The following is a 16,417-nucleotide window of genomic DNA, read 5'->3' as shown; positions in this document are numbered from 1 at the left end:
TACGCCACGTATATTAGTTGACATACGCAGCGTATGCAATTATTTCATTCACATACGCCGCGTATGTGTGGGGTCACTTCGTCCAATCCAGGGAATGTTCCGATGTCCAATCCGTACAGAGAGATTTTCCGAGCACCGGGCGCCAAGGGTTTTTCGGCCGCAGCTTTCTTCGCCCGCCTTCCGCTTGCCATGGCTCCGATCGGCATCGTCGCCATGCTGTCGCAGACACACGGTGAATATTGGCTGGCCGGCGCCGTTTCGGCGACCTTCGCCCTGACCAATGCTGTCGTCTCGCCGCAAATATCGCGCTTCGTCGACCGGCTCGGCCAGCGTACGGTCGTCGCGCCGGCCACCATCGTCTCGGTCATCGCCTTCATCATTCTCGTCATCGCGGCAAACCGGGTCTGGCCGGCCTGGACGCTGTTTGCCTCGGCCTTCTTCGCGGCGGTCATGCCGAGCATACCGGCCATGGTGCGCGCCCGCTGGACGGAGATCTTCCGAGACCGACCCGAGTTGAACACGGCCTTCGCGTTCGAATCGGCAGCCGACGAGCTTGTCTACATCACCGGCGCATCCCTTTCCGTCGGGCTTGCGGTCTCGCTGTTCCCGGAAGCCGGGATGATTGCCAGTACCATCTTTCTCGCGCTTGGATCGGCAGCCTTTCTGATGCAGCGATCGACCGAACCCAAGGTGCGCGCAGCCGGCTCCGAAGGCGTGCAACACTCGGCGATCTGGCTGCGGCCGGTCCAGATCATCACGCTCGCCCTGATCTTCGTCGGTGCCACCTTCGCCACGGCGGAAGTCAGTGCCGTTGCCATCACCAAGCAGCTCGGTCAACCGGGTGCCGCCAGCATCGTCATCGGCGTCTATGCCCTCGGCTCCTTCGTCGTCGGTCTCATCATCGGAGCGCTGAACCTCAAGATGCCGTTGCAGCGCCAATTGCTGGTTGCTGTCAGCGTTCTCGCCCTTACCTCCCTGCCGCTTCTCGCTGCCAGTACCTCGGTCGCTCTGCTAGCCTTTGCCGTCTTCCTCAGCGGCGTTGCGATTTCCCCCACCTTCATTACCGCCTTCGGCCTGATCGAACGCCGCGTGCCCGAAGCCATGCTGACGGAAGGCGTGACCTGGGTAATGACCGGCATCGGTATCGGCATGGCGCTCGGTGCCTTCGTCACCGGCTGGGTGGTGGACAGCTTCGGGCCTGCAAACGGCTTCTGGGTTTCGGTCGCGGCAAGCATCACAACCGTCGTGGTCGTGACGCTCGGCCAGACAAGCCTTTCCGGAACGCGAGCGTCCAGTCCGGCCACCGTCACACAGCTGGCGGAATGAGCGGACTGGCGCGGAGATCGGCAAGCGTGCCCTTAGAGCCTAGGGCTTCCCACAAGTGGGAGGCACATACCCAGCAAGAACGATATCTTTGCAAGTCAGGGCTTGCGCGCCCGGATATGCAGAAAGATCGGGGCAATACGTGTATCGGCAACTATCGGCTCTGCCAACGCCACTTCGCTGCTTGCCATCGGCTCGCCGAAGGCCTCGATGGTCAGGCCAGCATTGACGATCATCGAGACCCAGCTTGTGAGCGTCCGATGGAAACGAGGGATCGAGAAGGGCGTCAACTGCGCACGCTCCTCGGCCGGGATCGTGGAAAAAATCCAGCGATCGATCCGACCGGTGCTTTCGTCGAAATAGTCGGCGATTTGCACGGCGACCGCTTCTCCGGTTTCGTTGCGGATGTTCTTGCGGGTCGGCGGCACGAAACAAGGGTGCAAAATGGAAAACTGGAGGAAGCCCCCGGGACGAAGGATACGCTCTATCTCCTTCAACGCGCCTTGCTGGTCCGCCATATCCATCATTGACATGAAGGCCGTGACAAAATCGAAACTGGCATCCGGAAAATCGATAGATTGGCCGTTGCCCAGCACATAGTCGATACCGAGAGGATCTTGCATCTCCGTCTCTCGGGCATATCTGACGAAGGTGGGCGCAATATCGAGTCCCGTCATGGGCGCACCCAGGCGCGCGACTGCCCGGGTGTTGCTACCCTCGCCGCAACCAAGATCAAGCCCCTTTAGACCGGCGACCGGCGGCAGCATGTTGAGAAAGGCAGGCGTGTTCAACGCATCGCGGTACTTGTCGTAGCCCGCGCGGCTGTAGATGGTCCAGGTTTCGGCGTTACTTTCCCAATGAGCGGCGACGTCATTCGCATTCATGATCATCCTCCTGCCCGACATTACGGGACCGGGAGCTATAAAGGAGAAGCAACGCGAGCGGAAGAGACGCTTTGCGAGGAAGGGGCACCAGCTCGCCTTGATGAACCTCGTCTGTTTTCGACGGGTTCAAAAAGCTACTCCTCCGGAAAGCGACGATGGGTCGCCGCACTTCTCGCCACATGCTCGTAGATGCCGGTCATCAGGTCGAGCGTGCTTGCCGCCTCCTCCAGGCGCCGTCCCATGTTCGGGACACTCTGCACGGCTTTCACCAGAAGAGCCGCGCGCACGGCGGCATACTGGTCCGTGACATCCCTGCCCTTTTCCGTCACTGAGTAGGTGACGCCCGAACGGCCGCTGCCCTTCCGTTCCACCAAGCCTGCGCCGACCAGCTTTCGAAGGCTGTATTGCATGTTGGGGATGTCTTCCCGATTGGCGAGACGGGCGAGATCCTTGATGGATTTCGGCCGATCATGCATGCGGATGATATGCAGCATGGCATTTTCCGGACCGCTCGCCGCAAGGCCCGTAACCGATGCCAGACATTCGGTCTGCCAACGTCCGAAGGCTTCGAATGCGCGCATGAGGGCGAATTCCAGCTCTGTCAGCTCCACTTGCAAAGGCGTTTTCGCCAGGTGCCAGCTCCGGTCGAGACCCTGCGGCTGGGCCTTCTGGTCGTCTGCTTCAGTGCTCATATGCTTCCTTTTCAGGATGTTTGAAATGATGCCGAGACGGCAAGCGTTGACAAATTTGAAGTTTCAAATAGAATTTCTATCGTAAATTATATCAAAAAATAAAGGGAACGAAATGTCGGAGAACTCCATGTTCGCCGCAGGGCAGTTTTTGCTTGGCACTTTTGCCAGCAATTGCTCCAGCGGCATGAGCGTCACCAAAGTGAACGAGCGCTGGGTCAATTCCTGGGACAACAATCTGAAGCTGGCCCGCCAGCTGGACGAGGCGGGCATCGATTTCATGCTGCCGATCGCCCGATGGATTGGCTATGGCGGCGAGACCAATTTTCACGGCAATGTGCTGGAAACGATGACCTGGGCGGCGGGCCTGCTTGCCAGCACCACCAACATCAACGTCTTTGCCACCATTCACACGGCCGCCAATCATCCGGTCGTAGTCGCCAAGCAGATGGCGACGATCGATCAGATCAGCGGCGGCCGCATCGGCCTCAACGTCGTGGCCGGCTGGAACCAGCCGGAATATGAGGCGCTGGGGCTTGATCTGCCGGCCGATCATGAAAGCCGCTATGCCTATGCCGAGGAATGGTTCGATGTCGTCGAGAGCCTGTGGGAGCGAGATCAGGCTTTCGACTATGATGGACGGTTCTTTCACCTGAAGAACGTGCTCGGCGATCCCCGCCCGCAGCGTCGCGCTCCCATTCTCAATGCGGCAGGCTCCGGCCAAGGCCGCGCATTTGCCGTGCGCAACGCCGACTTCCTGTTTACGCCGGCGATCGACCTGAACCGTTCGGCGGCTGAAATCGCCGAGCTCAAGGAACAGGGCAAGGCCGCCGGCCGCAATCTCGGTGTTCTCACCTTCGCCCATGTCGTGTGCCGGCCGAGCGAGAAGGAGGCTCGGGACTATCTCCAGCATTTCGGGAAGGACAATGCCGATTGGGAAGCCGTCGACAATCTGGTGCGCCTGCAATTTGCCCATGCCCAATCCTTTCCGCATGACCTGCTGGCCTTGATCCGCGACCGGATGGCGGCGGGGCATGGTGGCTTTCCGCTCGTCGGAACGCCCGAGCAGATTGCGGAGGGCCTGCTTGCCCTTCATCAGGCCGGGTTCGGCGGGACGACCCTCTCCTTCGTCGACTACAATGCGGAGTTCCCGTATTTCCGCGATCAGGTGCTGCCGCTGCTGGAGCAGGCGGGCATTCGCAGGCCAGTCTCGACGGCGGCGGATGCGTCAGCATAAGGACGGGCCAGGTTCACCCCTGCCCGTCATCGGAAATGGCGTCATTTTGGATCAGAACATTCACAGAAACGCCGATCGGAGAGAAGGTTTATTCTCTCCGGCCTCCAATGAAGCTAGGCATCATATCGCGTGAAAGCGAGGACCGCATTCAATCCGCCAAAGGCAAAGGAGTTGCTCAATGCGACGCGGATCGGCTGAGAGCGAGCCGCGTTGGGCACGACGTCGAGATCGCATTCCGGATCGCCCACGGTAAAATTGGCGGTCGGCGGTATTGTTTCGGTCTTTATGGCAAGCGCCGTGGCGATCGCCTCCAAAGCTCCGGCAGCACCAAGTGCGTGGCCGTGCACCGCTTTTGTCGAGCTGACCGCGATCTGGTCCGCCCGGGTGTCAAAAACCGTGCGGATCGCGCGGCATTCCATCGCATCGTTGGTCGGCGTGCCGGTGCCATGTGCATTTATGTAATCGACGGACGCCGGCTCGAGCGCAGCATCCTTCAGAGCCGACTGCATTGCCCTGACCGGCCCGTCCAGCTGCGGTTGGGTGAGATGATGCGCATCGGCGGACATGCCGAAGCCAACGATTTCGGCATAGATTTTGGCTCCGCGAGCGATGGCGTCGTCAAGGGGTTCCAGTACCAGTATTGCGCCGGCCTCGCCGAGGTTCAGGCCTTGCCTGTCCTTGGAAAAAGGCCGGCAAGGCTCGGGATCGACGACCTGCAACGCGTCCCATGCCTTCAGATAGCCGAAGCTGAAAGGCGCCTCGCTTCCCCCGGCAATGGCCATATCCAGCGTGCCCTGGCGCACCATCCAGAAGGCCTGACCGATCGCATGGGCCGATGAAGCACATGCCGTCGAAAGCGTGTAGGACGGCCCGGTCAGACCGAAATCTATCGAAATCGCAACCGTCGCAGCGCAAGGCATCACTTTGGGAATGGTAACCGGATTGACGGGCCGCACCGTGCTGCCATAGAGCCTCAGAAAAGCTTCGTCCTGGGTTGCCTGCCCGCCGATCGTCGAGCCGGTTATGACGCCCGTATTGCGCTTGAGCGTCTCGGTCCACTCAATACCCGCATCCCCTATCGCCTCGTGAGCGGCTGACAATGCCAGTTGCGCGAAGCGATCGAGATAGCCGAGTTTCTTGCGATTGATCTGCTGGTCCGGCTGAAAATCACGCGCAACTGCGCCATGACGGATATTGAGGCGACTTTCGTCGAAGCCTTCCAGAGGGCCGAAACAGTGCCGTCCACTTTTGACGGCCTGCCAGAATGGCTCAACTCCATTGCCCGTCCCAGCGACGACGCCCATACCGGTAATCGCTACTCTGCGCATGCTATTCTCCTCAGCGTCTCGACATCAACATTTCAGCCCAGCTTAATCTTGCGATGGAATAACCGGCTTCCCGCAACCCAGTTTTGTGGAGAGATAAATGACTGAGCCACACCCCCCCATCGCCGACAAGCTGCGCGATTTGATCGCGGATTTTCTCGGTGTTCCGCCTGCTGAATTGACGCCAGACCGGAAGCTGGAAGAATTCAATGTCGACTCGTTCGATTTCATCGAAATTCTGTATCTCATTGAAGATAAGACAGGCCTTGAAATCCCCGCCAGCCCCACCGAACTCCGCGGCAAGATCGACTGTATTGGAGACATCTATCGTCTCGCAGAAGAATACGCGATTGCGGCAAATCAAAAGCAAGCATCGAACGGCTGAAGAAATCCTTTAGTTGAGACGCGACGCGTATCGTCATCGAGCGGCGAGCTGTCGGCCTGCCGCCCTTCCTGCCGAATGATGTGATGCTTTTCGAGCTGGCCTTCTCTATCAGGCCGGGCGCGACGGGCTCAGCCGAGCCCGGGGAGCGGAATGCCGAAGGTCTGGAGAAGCAGGACCACGTTCAGGCACAGGATGACGATCGTTCCGACGATCGCGGCGATATCGGTCAGCCGGCCATTTGCGAAATTCCCCATGATGGCGCGATTGCGCGTGAACATGACGAGTGCGATCATCGGAACCGGCAGCGCGAAGGACAAGACGACCTGGCTGTAAAGCAGGGCGTCGGTCGTGTTGACGCCGAAGAGGACGACCACGAAGGCCGGCAGCATCGTCACGAGACGACGCAGCCAGATCGGAATGTGGAAGCCGACGAAGCCCTGCATGATCATCTGGCCCGCCATGGTACCGACAGCCGACGACGAAATGCCTGACGCCATCAGCGATACGAGGAAGACGGCAGCTGCCGCGCCACCCAGAAGCGGCGTCAGCATATGATAGGCGGTCTCGATCTCGGCGACCTCCGGATGGCCGGCATGAAAGGCAGCGGACGCCATGACCACCATGGCGATATTGACGGCGCCCGCCACCGCCAGCGCGATGATGCATTCCCAATTCGAAAAACGGACCAGCTTCTGCCGCTCGAAATCGTTGCGGGCCGGCGCGCGATGCTGCGTGAGGCCGGAATGCAGATAGACGGCATGCGGCATGACCGTTGCGCCGATAATGCCGACGGAGATGGTCAGCGCAGTCATATCAGGCATGGATGGGGTTATCAGCCCCATGCCAACCTGTCCCCAGGCCACCGGCGCAATGAACATTTCGATGACGTAGCAAAGGCCGATGACGGCCACCAAAGCGCCGATGATGAGCTCCATCGGCCGGAAGCCGCGTCCCTCGAACAGGAGGACGCCATAGGTGACGATGGCGGTTACCGCCATCCCCGCCAGAAGCGGCATCTGGAAAAGCAGCGATAGCCCGATGGCGCCGCCGAGGAACTCGGCAAGATCGGTCGCCATGGCCGCGACCTCGCTGACAATCCACATCGCGATGCGAACCGGCGTCGAAAACTGATCGTGGCATATTTCGGCGAGATTGCGGCCCGTGACGATGCCGAGTTTGGCCGACAGCGCCTGGAACAGCATGGCGATCAAATTCGCCATCAGCACCACCCATAGCAGCGAATAGCCATAGCTGGAGCCGGCCTGGATATTCGTCGCGAAGTTGCCGGGGTCCATGTAGGCGATGGAGGCGATCATGGCGGGGCCGGCAAAAAGCAGCATCGCGCGGATGCCTCGCCGCCGTCCGGCAAGCACCTCTCGGATCTGCTCATCCGTCCGCTCCGACAATGTCGGCTGCCTCACTATTTCCGTCATCGCATTTCTCCAGCCTGAGGGGTCTGTCGCTGATTTTTACTTGCAACTCATTCTTAATTGCACGATATGGGAAATCGGGCGGGCGTCAACCCTTTTTGCTAATCATTATCAATTGCAAAAAAGGACAAGACCGACCGCCAGATGCAATTAAGTCTGAATATTAATCAGGAGGTGAGTATGTTCGATAAGGTGAGACGGTCTGTCCTGGCAGGAATGGCGGGCGCATTTGCCGTCGCACTGGCAGCGGCCCCAGTCGCTGCTCAAGAAAAATTCAAGGCGGTCACGACCTTCACCATCATCGCCGACATGGCAAGGAACGTTGCGGGCGACGCTGCGACCATCGAATCCATTACCAAACCGGGTGCGGAGATCCACGAATATCAGCCGACGCCAGGAGATATCCAGCGGGCGCAGGGGGCAAAGCTCATTTTCTCGAACGGACTCAATCTGGAACTCTGGTTCCAGAAATTCTATCGGAATCTCAAGGATGTTCCGGATGTCGTCGTCTCGACCGGCATAGAGCCGATGGGCATCGCCGAAGGCCCATACGAAGGCAAACCCAACCCACATGCCTGGATGTCACCCGAGAACGCGATCATCTATGTCGACAATATCCGCGACGCCTTCGCCAAATACGACCCGGAAAACGCCAATACCTACGAGGCCAACGCCGAGACCTATAAGGAAAGGATCAGGGCGACGATCGCTCCGATCCGCGAAACGTTCGGCAATATCCCTGAGGACAAGCGCTGGCTGGTATCGAGCGAAGGCGCCTTTTCCTATCTGGCCCGCGATTTCGGTCTGAAGGAACTCTATCTCTGGCCGATCAATGCCGACCAGCAGGGGACACCGCAGCAGGTGCGCAAGGTCGTCGACACAGTCAGGAAAAACCGGATTCCCGCCGTCTTCAGCGAGAGTACGGTTTCCGATAAACCAGCCCGACAGGTCGCCCGCGAAACGGGTGCCCATTATGGCGGCTTGCTCTATGTCGATTCCCTGAGCGAGGCCGATGGTCCGGTGCCGACCTATCTCGACCTTTTGCGAGTGACCTCCGAGACACTCGCCAAGGGTCTGAGCGAAGGTCTGCCGCAATGAGCGCCTCCGGCAATGGCGCTAACCGGCCCGCATCCGACGATGCGGGCTCCGGCATCACGGTCAGGAATGCCACCGTTACCTATCGCAACGGGCATACGGCCCTTCGGAATGCCAGCTTTCGCATTCCCAAAGGGACGATCGCTGCGCTGGTCGGGGTAAACGGTTCGGGAAAGTCCACCCTTTTCAAGGCCATCATGGGCTTTGTCCGGCTTGCGAGAGGCGAAATCCGCGTGCTCGGCATGCCGATCGAAGATGCGCTGCACAGGAACCTTGTCGCCTATGTACCGCAGGCCGAAGAGGTCGACTGGAATTTTCCGGTTCTGGTCGAGGATGTCGTGATGATGGGGCGCTATGGCCATATGGGCATGATGCGCATCGCCAAGGTGGCCGACCGCGAAGCGGTCGCCGCCGCGCTTGCCCGCGTAGGCATGAGCGAGTTTCGCAAGCGTCAGATCGGAGAGCTCTCCGGCGGCCAGAAGAAACGGGTCTTCCTCGCCCGTGCGCTGGCGCAGGACGGCCGCGTCATTCTCCTGGACGAGCCGTTCACGGGCGTCGATGTCAAGACTGAGGAGCAGATCATCAAGCTCCTCCGCGAGTTGCGGGACGAGGGTCGCGTGATGCTGGTGTCGACCCACAATCTCGGCTCCGTGCCGGAGTTCTGTGACCGGACCGTTCTCATCAAAGGCACCGTACTCGCCTGCGGGCCGACGGCCGGTACCTTCACACAAGAGAATCTCGAGAAAACATTCGGAGGCGTGCTGCGTCATTTCGTGCTGAACAGGACACAAGATGGCGCGAAGGCGGCGGTCCGCGTGCTCGGCGACGACGAACGCCCGATGGTTCTCGAAGATGGCAGAGCGGCCATCCAAGGAGCCGAAGTCGACGGAGGGCGCCGCGAATGATGACCGGCATCCTCGAACCCTTTGCCTATGAATATATGCTGAATGCCATGTCGGTTTCCGCGCTTGTCGGCGGCGTTTGCGCTTTCCTATCCTGCTATCTCATGCTCAAGGGCTGGTCGCTCATCGGCGACGCGCTTTCGCACGCAATCGTACCGGGTGTCGCAGGAGCTTACATGCTCGGGCTCCCCTTTTCTCTCGGCGCTTTCTTCTCCGGCGGTCTCGCCGCCGCCGCGATGCTTTTTCTCAATCAACGAACCAAGCTGCGGGAGGATGCCATTATCGGCCTGACCTTCTCTTCCTTCTTCGCGCTCGGCCTGTTCATGGTATCCCTGAAACCTATGGCGGTGAACATACAGACGATCGTTCTCGGAAATGTTCTCGCCATTACGCCCGGTGACACGCTACAACTCGCGATCATCGGCTTCGTCTCCCTGGCTATCCTGCTGGTGAAATGGAAGGACCTCATGGTTACCTTCTTCGATGAAAGTCATGCGCGCTCCATCGGGCTCAATCCGACGGCGCTCAAACTGATGTTCTTCACCCTGCTTTCGGCCTCGACGGTTGCAGCCCTTCAGACGGTCGGCGCCTTCCTCGTGATCTGCATGGTGGTGACGCCCGGCGCGACAGCCTATCTGCTCACCGACCGCTTCCCGAAACTATTGGCGATCGCCGTCGCCATCGGCTCGCTGACGAGCTTCGTCGGCGCCTATGCGAGCTATTTCCTCGACGGTGCCACAGGCGGCATCATCGTGGTGCTGCAAACGGCGATCTTCCTGATCGCATTCTTCCTTGCACCCAAGCATGGCATGCTGGCGGCACGCCGGCGAGCGGTGCATGCGCTGGAGGATGAACGATGAGCTTGATCGACACCATCCTTTCCCCCATCCGGTTCGATTTTATGGTCAATGCACTGGCAATCTCGATGCTCGTTGCCGTGCCGATGGCGCTTCTCTCCTGTTTCCTGGTGCTGAAGGGCTGGTCGCTGATGGGCGATGCGATCAGCCACGCGGTCTTCCCCGGCGTGGTCATGGCCTATATTGCCGGCTTTCCCTTTGCCATCGGCGCATTCGCTGCCGGCATGTTCTGCGCCATCGCCACCGGCTTTCTCAAGGACAATAGCCGCATCAAGCAGGATACGGTGATGGGCGTCGTCTTCTCCGGCATGTTCGGCCTCGGTCTCGTCCTTTATGTCAAAGTCCGCTCCGAGGTGCATCTCGATCATATCCTGTTCGGCGACATGCTCGGCGTTTCCCGGCACGATATCGGCATGGCGGCCGTCATCGCCGCGATCACAGCAGCCATCATCGGCATCAAGTGGAAGGACTTTCTGCTGCATGCGTTCGATCCGGCCCAAGCACGCGCCGTCGGCCTGCGGGTGAAGCTGCTGCATTATGGGTTGCTGGGGCTGATCTCGCTGACCATTGTCGGTGCCCTGCAGGCGGTCGGCCTCATCCTTGCGGTTGCCATGCTGATCGCGCCGGGAGCGATCGCCTTTCTGCTTGCCCGCAAGTTCAGCACGATGCTCTTTCTGGCAGTGGCGATCGCCGTGATCGGCTCCTTTGCCGGCGTCTATCTGTCCTTCTTCATCGACAGCGCACCGGCGCCGACCATCGTGCTTCTGCTTGCCGCGCTCTTCATTCTTGCCTTCGTGCGCGCCACCCGCAGAGCGGCATTGGTCGAGGCAGATGACGTCAGATAGATCCTCCGTCGGAAGAGGCGGTACGATGCCGCCCCGAGGACACTTCCCATTTTTGACCGGCAGGTCCAAAGCGGGTCTGACTATCCCGTTCTTTTGCGGCCACGCGTTCCTTTCAAGGGTCTGACATAGATCTCGAGCTTGTGCCCGACAATCTCGAAACCGTGCTTTCGCGCGATTTCTTCCTGAAGGCGCTCGATTTCATCGGACCGGAATTCAATGATCGTGCCGGTCTCCAGATTGATCAGGTGGTCGTGGTGCTCCTGATCTGCAGTTTCGAAGCGCGCGGGGCCATTTCCGAAGGAATGACGCTCGAGGATGCCATTTTCCTCAAGGATGCTCAAAGTCCGGTAGACGGTGGCGATCGCGATGCCGGGATCGATCGCGGTGACGCGGCGATGAATTTCCAGCGCGTCGGGATGATCCGACGCCTCGGACAAAACCTTGGCTATCGCCTGTCTCGGAGACGTCAGGCGCAGCCCCTTCTCCTTGCAAAGCCCGGCAATATCTTTTTTTTCATCCATGGATCAGAACCCAAATACCTTCGGCGCACCGCAATTATCGTGAGCCTGCGGCGATATTCCACGCCAAGCCTAGGCGCAATCCCATCTGCTTTACAGTCATCGACACTGCGTCGCAACGATCCGGCGGAGACGTCTCGATAATCGTCTCCGCGCACGCGCCAGCTTATCGCCAGATCACCGGCTGATATCGTCACCTTACCCCTTGCAGGCGATTTGCCTCTCGGAACTTCGAAAAAGATCATCAGATGCGCATTCGCGGCACGTCGTTGGGATCGAGGCGCAGCTCAATCAATACAGGGCGATTGCGGTTCCGGATGGCATCAAGAGCGCTTTCAAGCTCGTCTACCGAGCTCACCGTAACGCCGTGTCCGCCGAGCGCGGTCGCGACCTCGGCAAATGAGGGCCAATTGAACTGGGTGAGACCCGGGTCCATCTTCCGATCGCGAAACTGGATATGTTCGGCCCCATAGGCCGAGTCGTTGCAGACGATGACGATCAGGTCCTGACCGAGACGCACGGCGGTGTTGAACTCGTTGACACCGCTCATCATGAAACCGCCATCCCCGGTGAAAAGCGCCACCGGCCGATCCGGCGCGGCAACGCTGGCGCCGATTGCTTCCTGCAAGCCAAGGCCGATCGAGCCGAAATTTGCCGTCACGACGAAGCTGCGCGGGTCGCTGACGGAAATCCGGCACCAGACCTCGGTCATGAAACGCCCGCCGTCGGTCACAAGTACCCGGTTCTTCGGCAAGGCCTTTTCCAGCTCTTCGAGCGCCCAGATGTAGTTCACATATCCGGCATTCGTCTTGCTGCGCTGGTCGCGTGGATGGGTGGTGAGCGAAGGGACATCCAGTTCGTGCGTGAAACCGCTCGGCGGAATCTCCGCGGCATCCAGCCAATGGACGAAATTGTCTGCCGTCAGGCCCGAATCGGCCACCAGGGCCGCATCCGGATGAATGTTCTTGCCGATGGCGCGTGCATCCATGTCGATCTGGACGACACGCTTACCCTTCAGGAGCTTGCCCCTGTCAGTGGTGAAATCATGCAATCCCGCTCCGAAACAGATCAGGCAATCCGTCTTGGCAATCAGATCATAGGCGGCAGGCGTGCTAAGCGTGCCGAAAATGTCCATATTATAGGGATGGCCGCTGAAGAGTCCCTTTGCCTTCAAGGTCGTCGCAAGCGGCGCTTCCAGCCGATCGGCCAGGCGGATAAGCTGATCGCGCGCACCGCAAGCCCCGCCTCCGGCGAGGATGAGCGGGCGCTTTGCCGAAGCGATGATGCCGATGGCTCTGTCCAGCCCATCGCCCTCAGGCACATATCCGGGAGCATCGAAGACTTCGAACACGGCCCGCACATGAGCCTGTTCGCACCACATGAAATCGGCCGGCATGTTCAAGACGATCGGACGCCGCTCGACCCGGGCACGATAGAAAGCGCGGGCAACGTCCCGGGTTGCGGTTTCCGGCGAGCGCATCTGCTCGAAGCCGGCGCTGGTGGCCTTGACGACCTCGCGCTGGTCGATGCTCTGCAGATGGTGCGGGTTGACGACCGGCGTATCGCCCGCCAGAAGCACCATGGGGATGGAGCCGCGGGCACCTTCGGTGAGCGCTGTGACACAATTGGTCAATGCCGGACCATGGGTCACGCTCGCCACACCTACCTTTCCGGAGACATGGGCATAGGCGAGCGCCATCAGGACCGAGCTTCCCTCATGAGCTGCCGGCACGAACCGACCGCCGCATCCGCGCACATAATGGTCGATCATGAACAGGTTGGCATCCCCCATGAGACCGAACATCGTACCGACATCGTGATCACAAACCGCACGCGCAATCGACTGGTAAACATAGATCGCATTCTCGGTCATCTTGAGTATTTTCTCCTCCTGCAGCGCTTCGAGCCATTGATGCTCAGAATATCAGCAAGAGCGTACAAGGGGTGCGCAAGTTCCGAATGGGAAGCCTATCGATGCGCACAATAATTGCCACTATGCAGAAGAAGATGCACGATACGTGCGTTTATCGCCAGGAGTCCACGGCATCTCCAGAGCCCACCATTCTATCAGGAAGATGGACAGGCGGCTTTGGGACACGAGGTATAAAGGGGATCGAACGATTTTTTCACACGACTCTGCAGCCGCCGATAAGGGAAACCAACGCTCCTATCGGAAAAGATCCGGGCTCTCGCCTGCAAGTTTCTGCTTCGTGTCGTCAAGCTTATTATAAGCTGCTTGTATAATATCGATGTCGGCAGCGTGACCGATGCCGGCCAATTTATAAAGCACATGCCCAACGGCTATATCGACGCGCGTCTTGTTCTGCGAATAGACTTTTTCGACAATCGGCTGGATTGCATCTTCGGCACCGTCAGCTGCGAAATAGAGCTCCAGAGCCCGATACAAAAACGCATCCCGACGATCATTCAGATCCAGCAGGGACTCGTCGCCGACGCTCGAAGCCAGCAGCCTGACTGCTTTGTTTTGATATTCGCTCATTATACCCCACCCAAATCTTCTGAATGATACCCGAACCGGAAAATGGACTATATGTTTCTGCCCATATATTCTTTCCCGAGACTGAACCGGCTTCGATGGCCAGATCGCCAGTTGCGTCGACACGAGCCGACATAAAGTTGCTGCCCGGTCGCGACGGCATGAGGCCTTTCCGCCTCCCAATTCCACCGGCAAAAGACGTAGTCTGCCGACCAGACCACAGCGGGCGCGGCCTTCCGGTAAGGTGTTTCGCATTTTTCTATAAAGTCATGAGACGGCACACACCGTAACGTGCAAGGCTCGTTTGGAGGAAACGAGAAACGCAAAGGTATGGAGGAGATTACCTTGGCAGCAGCCGCAGAGGAAAATACCGCACGCCTGTCCCCTGAAGATGAAAAGCTCAGCCTTGGCGCCAATCTGGCCTATGGCCTTCAACATGTTCTGACCATGTATGGCGGCATCGTTGCCGTTCCGTTGATCGTCGGCCAGGCTTCGGGTCTTACGCCGGCCGACGTCGGCCTGCTCGTGACCGCATCGCTGTTTGCCGGCGGTCTCGCGACCATCCTGCAGACGATCGGGATACCGTTCTTCGGCAGCCGCCTCCCCCTTGTACAGGGCGTATCCTTTTCCGGCGTTGCGACGATGATCGCCATTACCGGACATGGAGGCATCCAGGCCGTTCTCGGCGCAGTCATTGCGGCATCGTTCATCGGGCTCCTCATCACGCCCGTCTTTTCACGCATCACCCGCTTCTTTCCGCCGATCGTCACCGGCATCGTAATTACGACCATTGGGTTGACGCTGATGCCGGTTGCCGCCGGCTGGGCCATGGGCGGCAACAGAAGCGCACCGGATTTCGGCAGCCAGTCCAACATCCTGCTTGCGGGGGTAACGCTCGTGATCGTGCTGCTACTCAGCAAGCTCGGCAGTTCCGCCATATCGAGGCTCTCGATCCTGCTCGCCATTATTATCGGCACAGGCATAGCCTATGCGGTCGGGATAGCGGATTTCTCTCGGGTGATGAACGGCCCGGTCGTCGCCCTGCCGCAGATCTTCCATTTCGGCTATCCCGTATTCGATACGGCGGCGATCATTTCGATGTGCATCGTCATCATGGTGACGCTGGTCGAAACCTCAGCGGATATTCTCGCCGTCGGCGAAATCGTCGGCACCAAGGTCGATGCGCGCCGGCTCGGCAACGGCCTGCGCGCAGATATGCTCTCCAGCATCCTGGCTCCCGTCGTCGGCTCATTCACGCAGAGCGCCTTTGCCCAGAATGTCGGCCTCGTGGCCGTGACCGGCATCAAGAGCCGATTCGTCGTGGCAACCGGCGGCCTCTTTCTCGTCGCCCTGGGCTTGCTACCGATCGTCGGCCGCATCGTCGCTGCCGTTCCGAGTTCAGTCCTCGGAGGAGCAGGCCTCGTCCTGTTCGGGACAGTCGCTGCGAGCGGTATCCGCACGCTCGCCAAGGTCGACTATGAGAACAACATGAACCTCATCATCGTGGCGACCTCGATCGGCTTCGGCATGATCCCGATCGCCTCGCCGGGCTTCTACGAGCATTTTCCCGCATGGGTGGTCACCATCTTCCACTCGGGCATCAGTTCAGCAGCCTTGATGGCGATCATGCTGAATCTGCTATTCAACCATCTGACAACTGGCAACTCGGATCAGCAATCGGTCTTCGTTGCCGGAACGGAACGCCTGATCCGGTATCAGGATATCGCCGGCCTGCACGAGGGCGACTATTTTCTGAATGGCAAGCTTTATGACGTCAAGGGCGCGGAGGTGCCGTTGATCTCTGCAGAAGCCCATTAGATACGACCGTATCAGCTTCGGTGGCTTCAAAACGTTTCGGCGTTTTGGAGCCGCTTTTTTGTAAAATCAGGTCGCCGCTGCTGATGGATATGCCGGCGACCATCTCACCCCCAGCCGTCCGGGCCGGAGCGGGCACGGTCTGATGAGGCGTTGCGCTGGTTCGCAAATAGGTCCCGGGCCAGTCTGGCGTTGGGCACTGCGCCGGGCGGGTCTTTCACAGACCGCACGCAAACCGGCAGGCCATCGGCTTGGCCTGTTCTTTTCCTTTGACAAGCCATTCTTCGCGACTTTGCGTAAGCCGACACTGGCCGATCGGAGCCGGCGCCGCACGATTCGCCTCATGCGCTTCCAATGTATAGTTTGTATGCAAAACTTACTACTTTTGATGTTTTTGCCATAAGTAATATACATCTGGTATGTTTATTAAGTATATCCTCCTAATATACTGGTAAAAATTATTAAGTTATTCTTAGTTTCTGCTGCATTTTTGCATCTGTGACGGATTTATGTCGAGAAATACATGGCGTCCAAGAATTATTATATTTCGATACATCGTCAGTCCCGATAGCGTGCCTGCACGAAAGTCTTTCGGGCTTTCGACAAGAGGGAACG

General features: G+C 59.0%; 15 protein-coding genes. 8 read left to right on the top strand and 7 right to left on the bottom strand.

All coding sequences use genetic code 11. The features are described 5' to 3' along the window. Positions 1-102: 102 nt before the first annotated feature. Positions 103-1,326 carry an MFS transporter gene (locus tag ABOK31_RS32185; protein ID WP_349961747.1) on the top strand — a complete coding sequence of 408 codons (1,224 nt, stop codon included), beginning with the start codon at positions 103-105 and terminating at the stop codon, positions 1,324-1,326. 95 nt (positions 1,327-1,421) lie between these two features. Here the strand turns inward: ABOK31_RS32185 and ABOK31_RS32180 are convergent, their stop codons facing one another. Both ABOK31_RS32180 and ABOK31_RS32175 read right to left on the bottom strand, forming a co-directional pair. Next, positions 1,422-2,207 (bottom strand): methyltransferase domain-containing protein, encoded by a 786-nt coding sequence (locus ABOK31_RS32180; RefSeq protein WP_349961745.1) that lies wholly within the window; start codon positions 2,205-2,207, stop codon positions 1,422-1,424. A gap of 134 nt (positions 2,208-2,341) precedes the next feature. Next, positions 2,342-2,899 (bottom strand): winged helix DNA-binding protein, encoded by a 558-nt coding sequence (locus ABOK31_RS32175; protein WP_349961742.1) that lies wholly within the window; start codon positions 2,897-2,899, stop codon positions 2,342-2,344. Positions 2,900-3,026: 127 nt separating this feature from the next. On the opposite strand from ABOK31_RS32175, the gene ABOK31_RS32170 reads away from it, so the two are divergent. Then, positions 3,027-4,133 carry an LLM class flavin-dependent oxidoreductase gene (locus tag ABOK31_RS32170; RefSeq protein ID WP_349961741.1) on the top strand — a complete coding sequence of 369 codons (1,107 nt, stop codon included), beginning with the start codon at positions 3,027-3,029 and terminating at the stop codon, positions 4,131-4,133. Positions 4,134-4,246: 113 nt separating this feature from the next. On the opposite strand, the gene ABOK31_RS32165 is transcribed toward ABOK31_RS32170, so the two are convergent. Beyond that, positions 4,247-5,461, bottom strand: a complete 1,215-nt coding sequence (locus tag ABOK31_RS32165; protein WP_349961740.1) for a beta-ketoacyl-[acyl-carrier-protein] synthase family protein — start codon at positions 5,459-5,461, stop codon at positions 4,247-4,249. 97 nt (positions 5,462-5,558) lie between these two features. Here ABOK31_RS32165 and ABOK31_RS32160 point away from each other — a divergent pair, with 97 nt between their 5' ends. Continuing rightward, complete coding sequence (locus ABOK31_RS32160) at positions 5,559-5,843, top strand: acyl carrier protein (RefSeq protein WP_174173659.1); 285 nt, start codon at positions 5,559-5,561, stop codon at positions 5,841-5,843. A 128-nt stretch (positions 5,844-5,971) separates the two neighbouring features. On the opposite strand, the gene ABOK31_RS32155 is transcribed toward ABOK31_RS32160, so the two are convergent. After that, positions 5,972-7,276 (bottom strand): Nramp family divalent metal transporter, encoded by a 1,305-nt coding sequence (locus ABOK31_RS32155; RefSeq protein WP_349961738.1) that lies wholly within the window; start codon positions 7,274-7,276, stop codon positions 5,972-5,974. A gap of 177 nt (positions 7,277-7,453) precedes the next feature. Between ABOK31_RS32155 and ABOK31_RS32150 the strand changes: the two genes are divergently transcribed. Genes ABOK31_RS32150 through ABOK31_RS32135 form a run of 4 tightly spaced genes read left to right on the top strand, consistent with a single transcriptional unit; the run spans position 7,454 to position 10,972 of the window. Then, positions 7,454-8,371, top strand: a complete 918-nt coding sequence (locus tag ABOK31_RS32150; RefSeq protein ID WP_349961737.1) for a metal ABC transporter substrate-binding protein — start codon at positions 7,454-7,456, stop codon at positions 8,369-8,371. Continuing rightward, the gene (locus ABOK31_RS32145; RefSeq protein ID WP_349961736.1) at positions 8,368-9,273 is read left to right on the top strand and encodes a manganese/iron ABC transporter ATP-binding protein; all 906 of its coding nucleotides are present in this window, start codon (positions 8,368-8,370) and stop codon (positions 9,271-9,273) included. Before ABOK31_RS32150 ends, ABOK31_RS32145 begins: the two co-directional genes overlap by 4 nt. Continuing rightward, positions 9,270-10,130, top strand: coding sequence for a metal ABC transporter permease (locus tag ABOK31_RS32140; protein ID WP_349961735.1), 861 nt, complete (start codon positions 9,270-9,272; stop codon positions 10,128-10,130). The genes ABOK31_RS32145 and ABOK31_RS32140 overlap by 4 nt, the downstream gene beginning before the upstream one ends. Continuing rightward, positions 10,127-10,972, top strand: a complete 846-nt coding sequence (locus tag ABOK31_RS32135; protein ID WP_174173663.1) for a metal ABC transporter permease — start codon at positions 10,127-10,129, stop codon at positions 10,970-10,972. The genes ABOK31_RS32140 and ABOK31_RS32135 overlap by 4 nt, the downstream gene beginning before the upstream one ends. Positions 10,973-11,052: 80 nt before the next feature. On the opposite strand, the gene ABOK31_RS32130 is transcribed toward ABOK31_RS32135, so the two are convergent. The 3 genes from ABOK31_RS32130 to ABOK31_RS32120 form a co-directional block, all read right to left on the bottom strand. Beyond that, complete coding sequence (locus tag ABOK31_RS32130; RefSeq protein ID WP_174173664.1) at positions 11,053-11,493, bottom strand: Fur family transcriptional regulator; 441 nt, start codon at positions 11,491-11,493, stop codon at positions 11,053-11,055. Between the two features lie 241 nt (positions 11,494-11,734). Continuing rightward, on the bottom strand, positions 11,735-13,363 hold the full coding sequence (locus ABOK31_RS32125) for a thiamine pyrophosphate-binding protein (protein ID WP_349961732.1): 1,629 nt from the start codon (positions 13,361-13,363) through the stop codon (positions 11,735-11,737). A 294-nt stretch (positions 13,364-13,657) separates the two neighbouring features. Continuing rightward, positions 13,658-13,990 carry a hypothetical protein gene (locus tag ABOK31_RS32120; RefSeq protein ID WP_349961730.1) on the bottom strand — a complete coding sequence of 111 codons (333 nt, stop codon included), beginning with the start codon at positions 13,988-13,990 and terminating at the stop codon, positions 13,658-13,660. Positions 13,991-14,332: 342 nt separating this feature from the next. Here ABOK31_RS32120 and ABOK31_RS32115 point away from each other — a divergent pair, with 342 nt between their 5' ends. Continuing rightward, positions 14,333-15,805, top strand: coding sequence for a nucleobase:cation symporter-2 family protein (locus ABOK31_RS32115; RefSeq protein WP_174173666.1), 1,473 nt, complete (start codon positions 14,333-14,335; stop codon positions 15,803-15,805). Positions 15,806-16,417: the final 612 nt, after the last annotated feature.

This window comes from Rhizobium sp. ZPR4 (assembly GCF_040215725.1).
Classification (GTDB): Bacteria; Pseudomonadota; Alphaproteobacteria; order Rhizobiales; family Rhizobiaceae; genus Rhizobium; species Rhizobium rhizogenes_D.
This window is presented reverse-complemented; position numbering and strand designations above follow the sequence as displayed.

What these genes read in the sequence shown, in the direction of transcription:
- ABOK31_RS32160 (WP_174173659.1), top strand. Translation starts at nt 5,559, where the DNA reads ATGACTGAGCCACACCCCCCCATCGCCGACAAGCTGCGCGATTTGATC.
- ABOK31_RS32125 (WP_349961732.1), bottom strand. Translation starts at nt 13,363, where the DNA reads ATGACCGAGAATGCGATCTATGTTTACCAGTCGATTGCGCGTGCGGTT.
- ABOK31_RS32185 (WP_349961747.1), top strand. Translation starts at nt 103, where the DNA reads ATGTCCAATCCGTACAGAGAGATTTTCCGAGCACCGGGCGCCAAGGGT.
- ABOK31_RS32175 (WP_349961742.1), bottom strand. Translation starts at nt 2,899, where the DNA reads ATGAGCACTGAAGCAGACGACCAGAAGGCCCAGCCGCAGGGTCTCGAC.
- ABOK31_RS32155 (WP_349961738.1), bottom strand. Translation starts at nt 7,276, where the DNA reads ATGACGGAAATAGTGAGGCAGCCGACATTGTCGGAGCGGACGGATGAG.
- ABOK31_RS32170 (WP_349961741.1), top strand. Translation starts at nt 3,027, where the DNA reads ATGTTCGCCGCAGGGCAGTTTTTGCTTGGCACTTTTGCCAGCAATTGC.
- ABOK31_RS32180 (WP_349961745.1), bottom strand. Translation starts at nt 2,207, where the DNA reads ATGAATGCGAATGACGTCGCCGCTCATTGGGAAAGTAACGCCGAAACC.
- ABOK31_RS32130 (WP_174173664.1), bottom strand. Translation starts at nt 11,493, where the DNA reads ATGGATGAAAAAAAAGATATTGCCGGGCTTTGCAAGGAGAAGGGGCTG.
- ABOK31_RS32145 (WP_349961736.1), top strand. Translation starts at nt 8,368, where the DNA reads ATGAGCGCCTCCGGCAATGGCGCTAACCGGCCCGCATCCGACGATGCG.
- ABOK31_RS32140 (WP_349961735.1), top strand. Translation starts at nt 9,270, where the DNA reads ATGATGACCGGCATCCTCGAACCCTTTGCCTATGAATATATGCTGAAT.
- ABOK31_RS32150 (WP_349961737.1), top strand. Translation starts at nt 7,454, where the DNA reads ATGTTCGATAAGGTGAGACGGTCTGTCCTGGCAGGAATGGCGGGCGCA.
- ABOK31_RS32165 (WP_349961740.1), bottom strand. Translation starts at nt 5,461, where the DNA reads ATGCGCAGAGTAGCGATTACCGGTATGGGCGTCGTCGCTGGGACGGGC.
- ABOK31_RS32120 (WP_349961730.1), bottom strand. Translation starts at nt 13,990, where the DNA reads ATGAGCGAATATCAAAACAAAGCAGTCAGGCTGCTGGCTTCGAGCGTC.
- ABOK31_RS32135 (WP_174173663.1), top strand. Translation starts at nt 10,127, where the DNA reads ATGAGCTTGATCGACACCATCCTTTCCCCCATCCGGTTCGATTTTATG.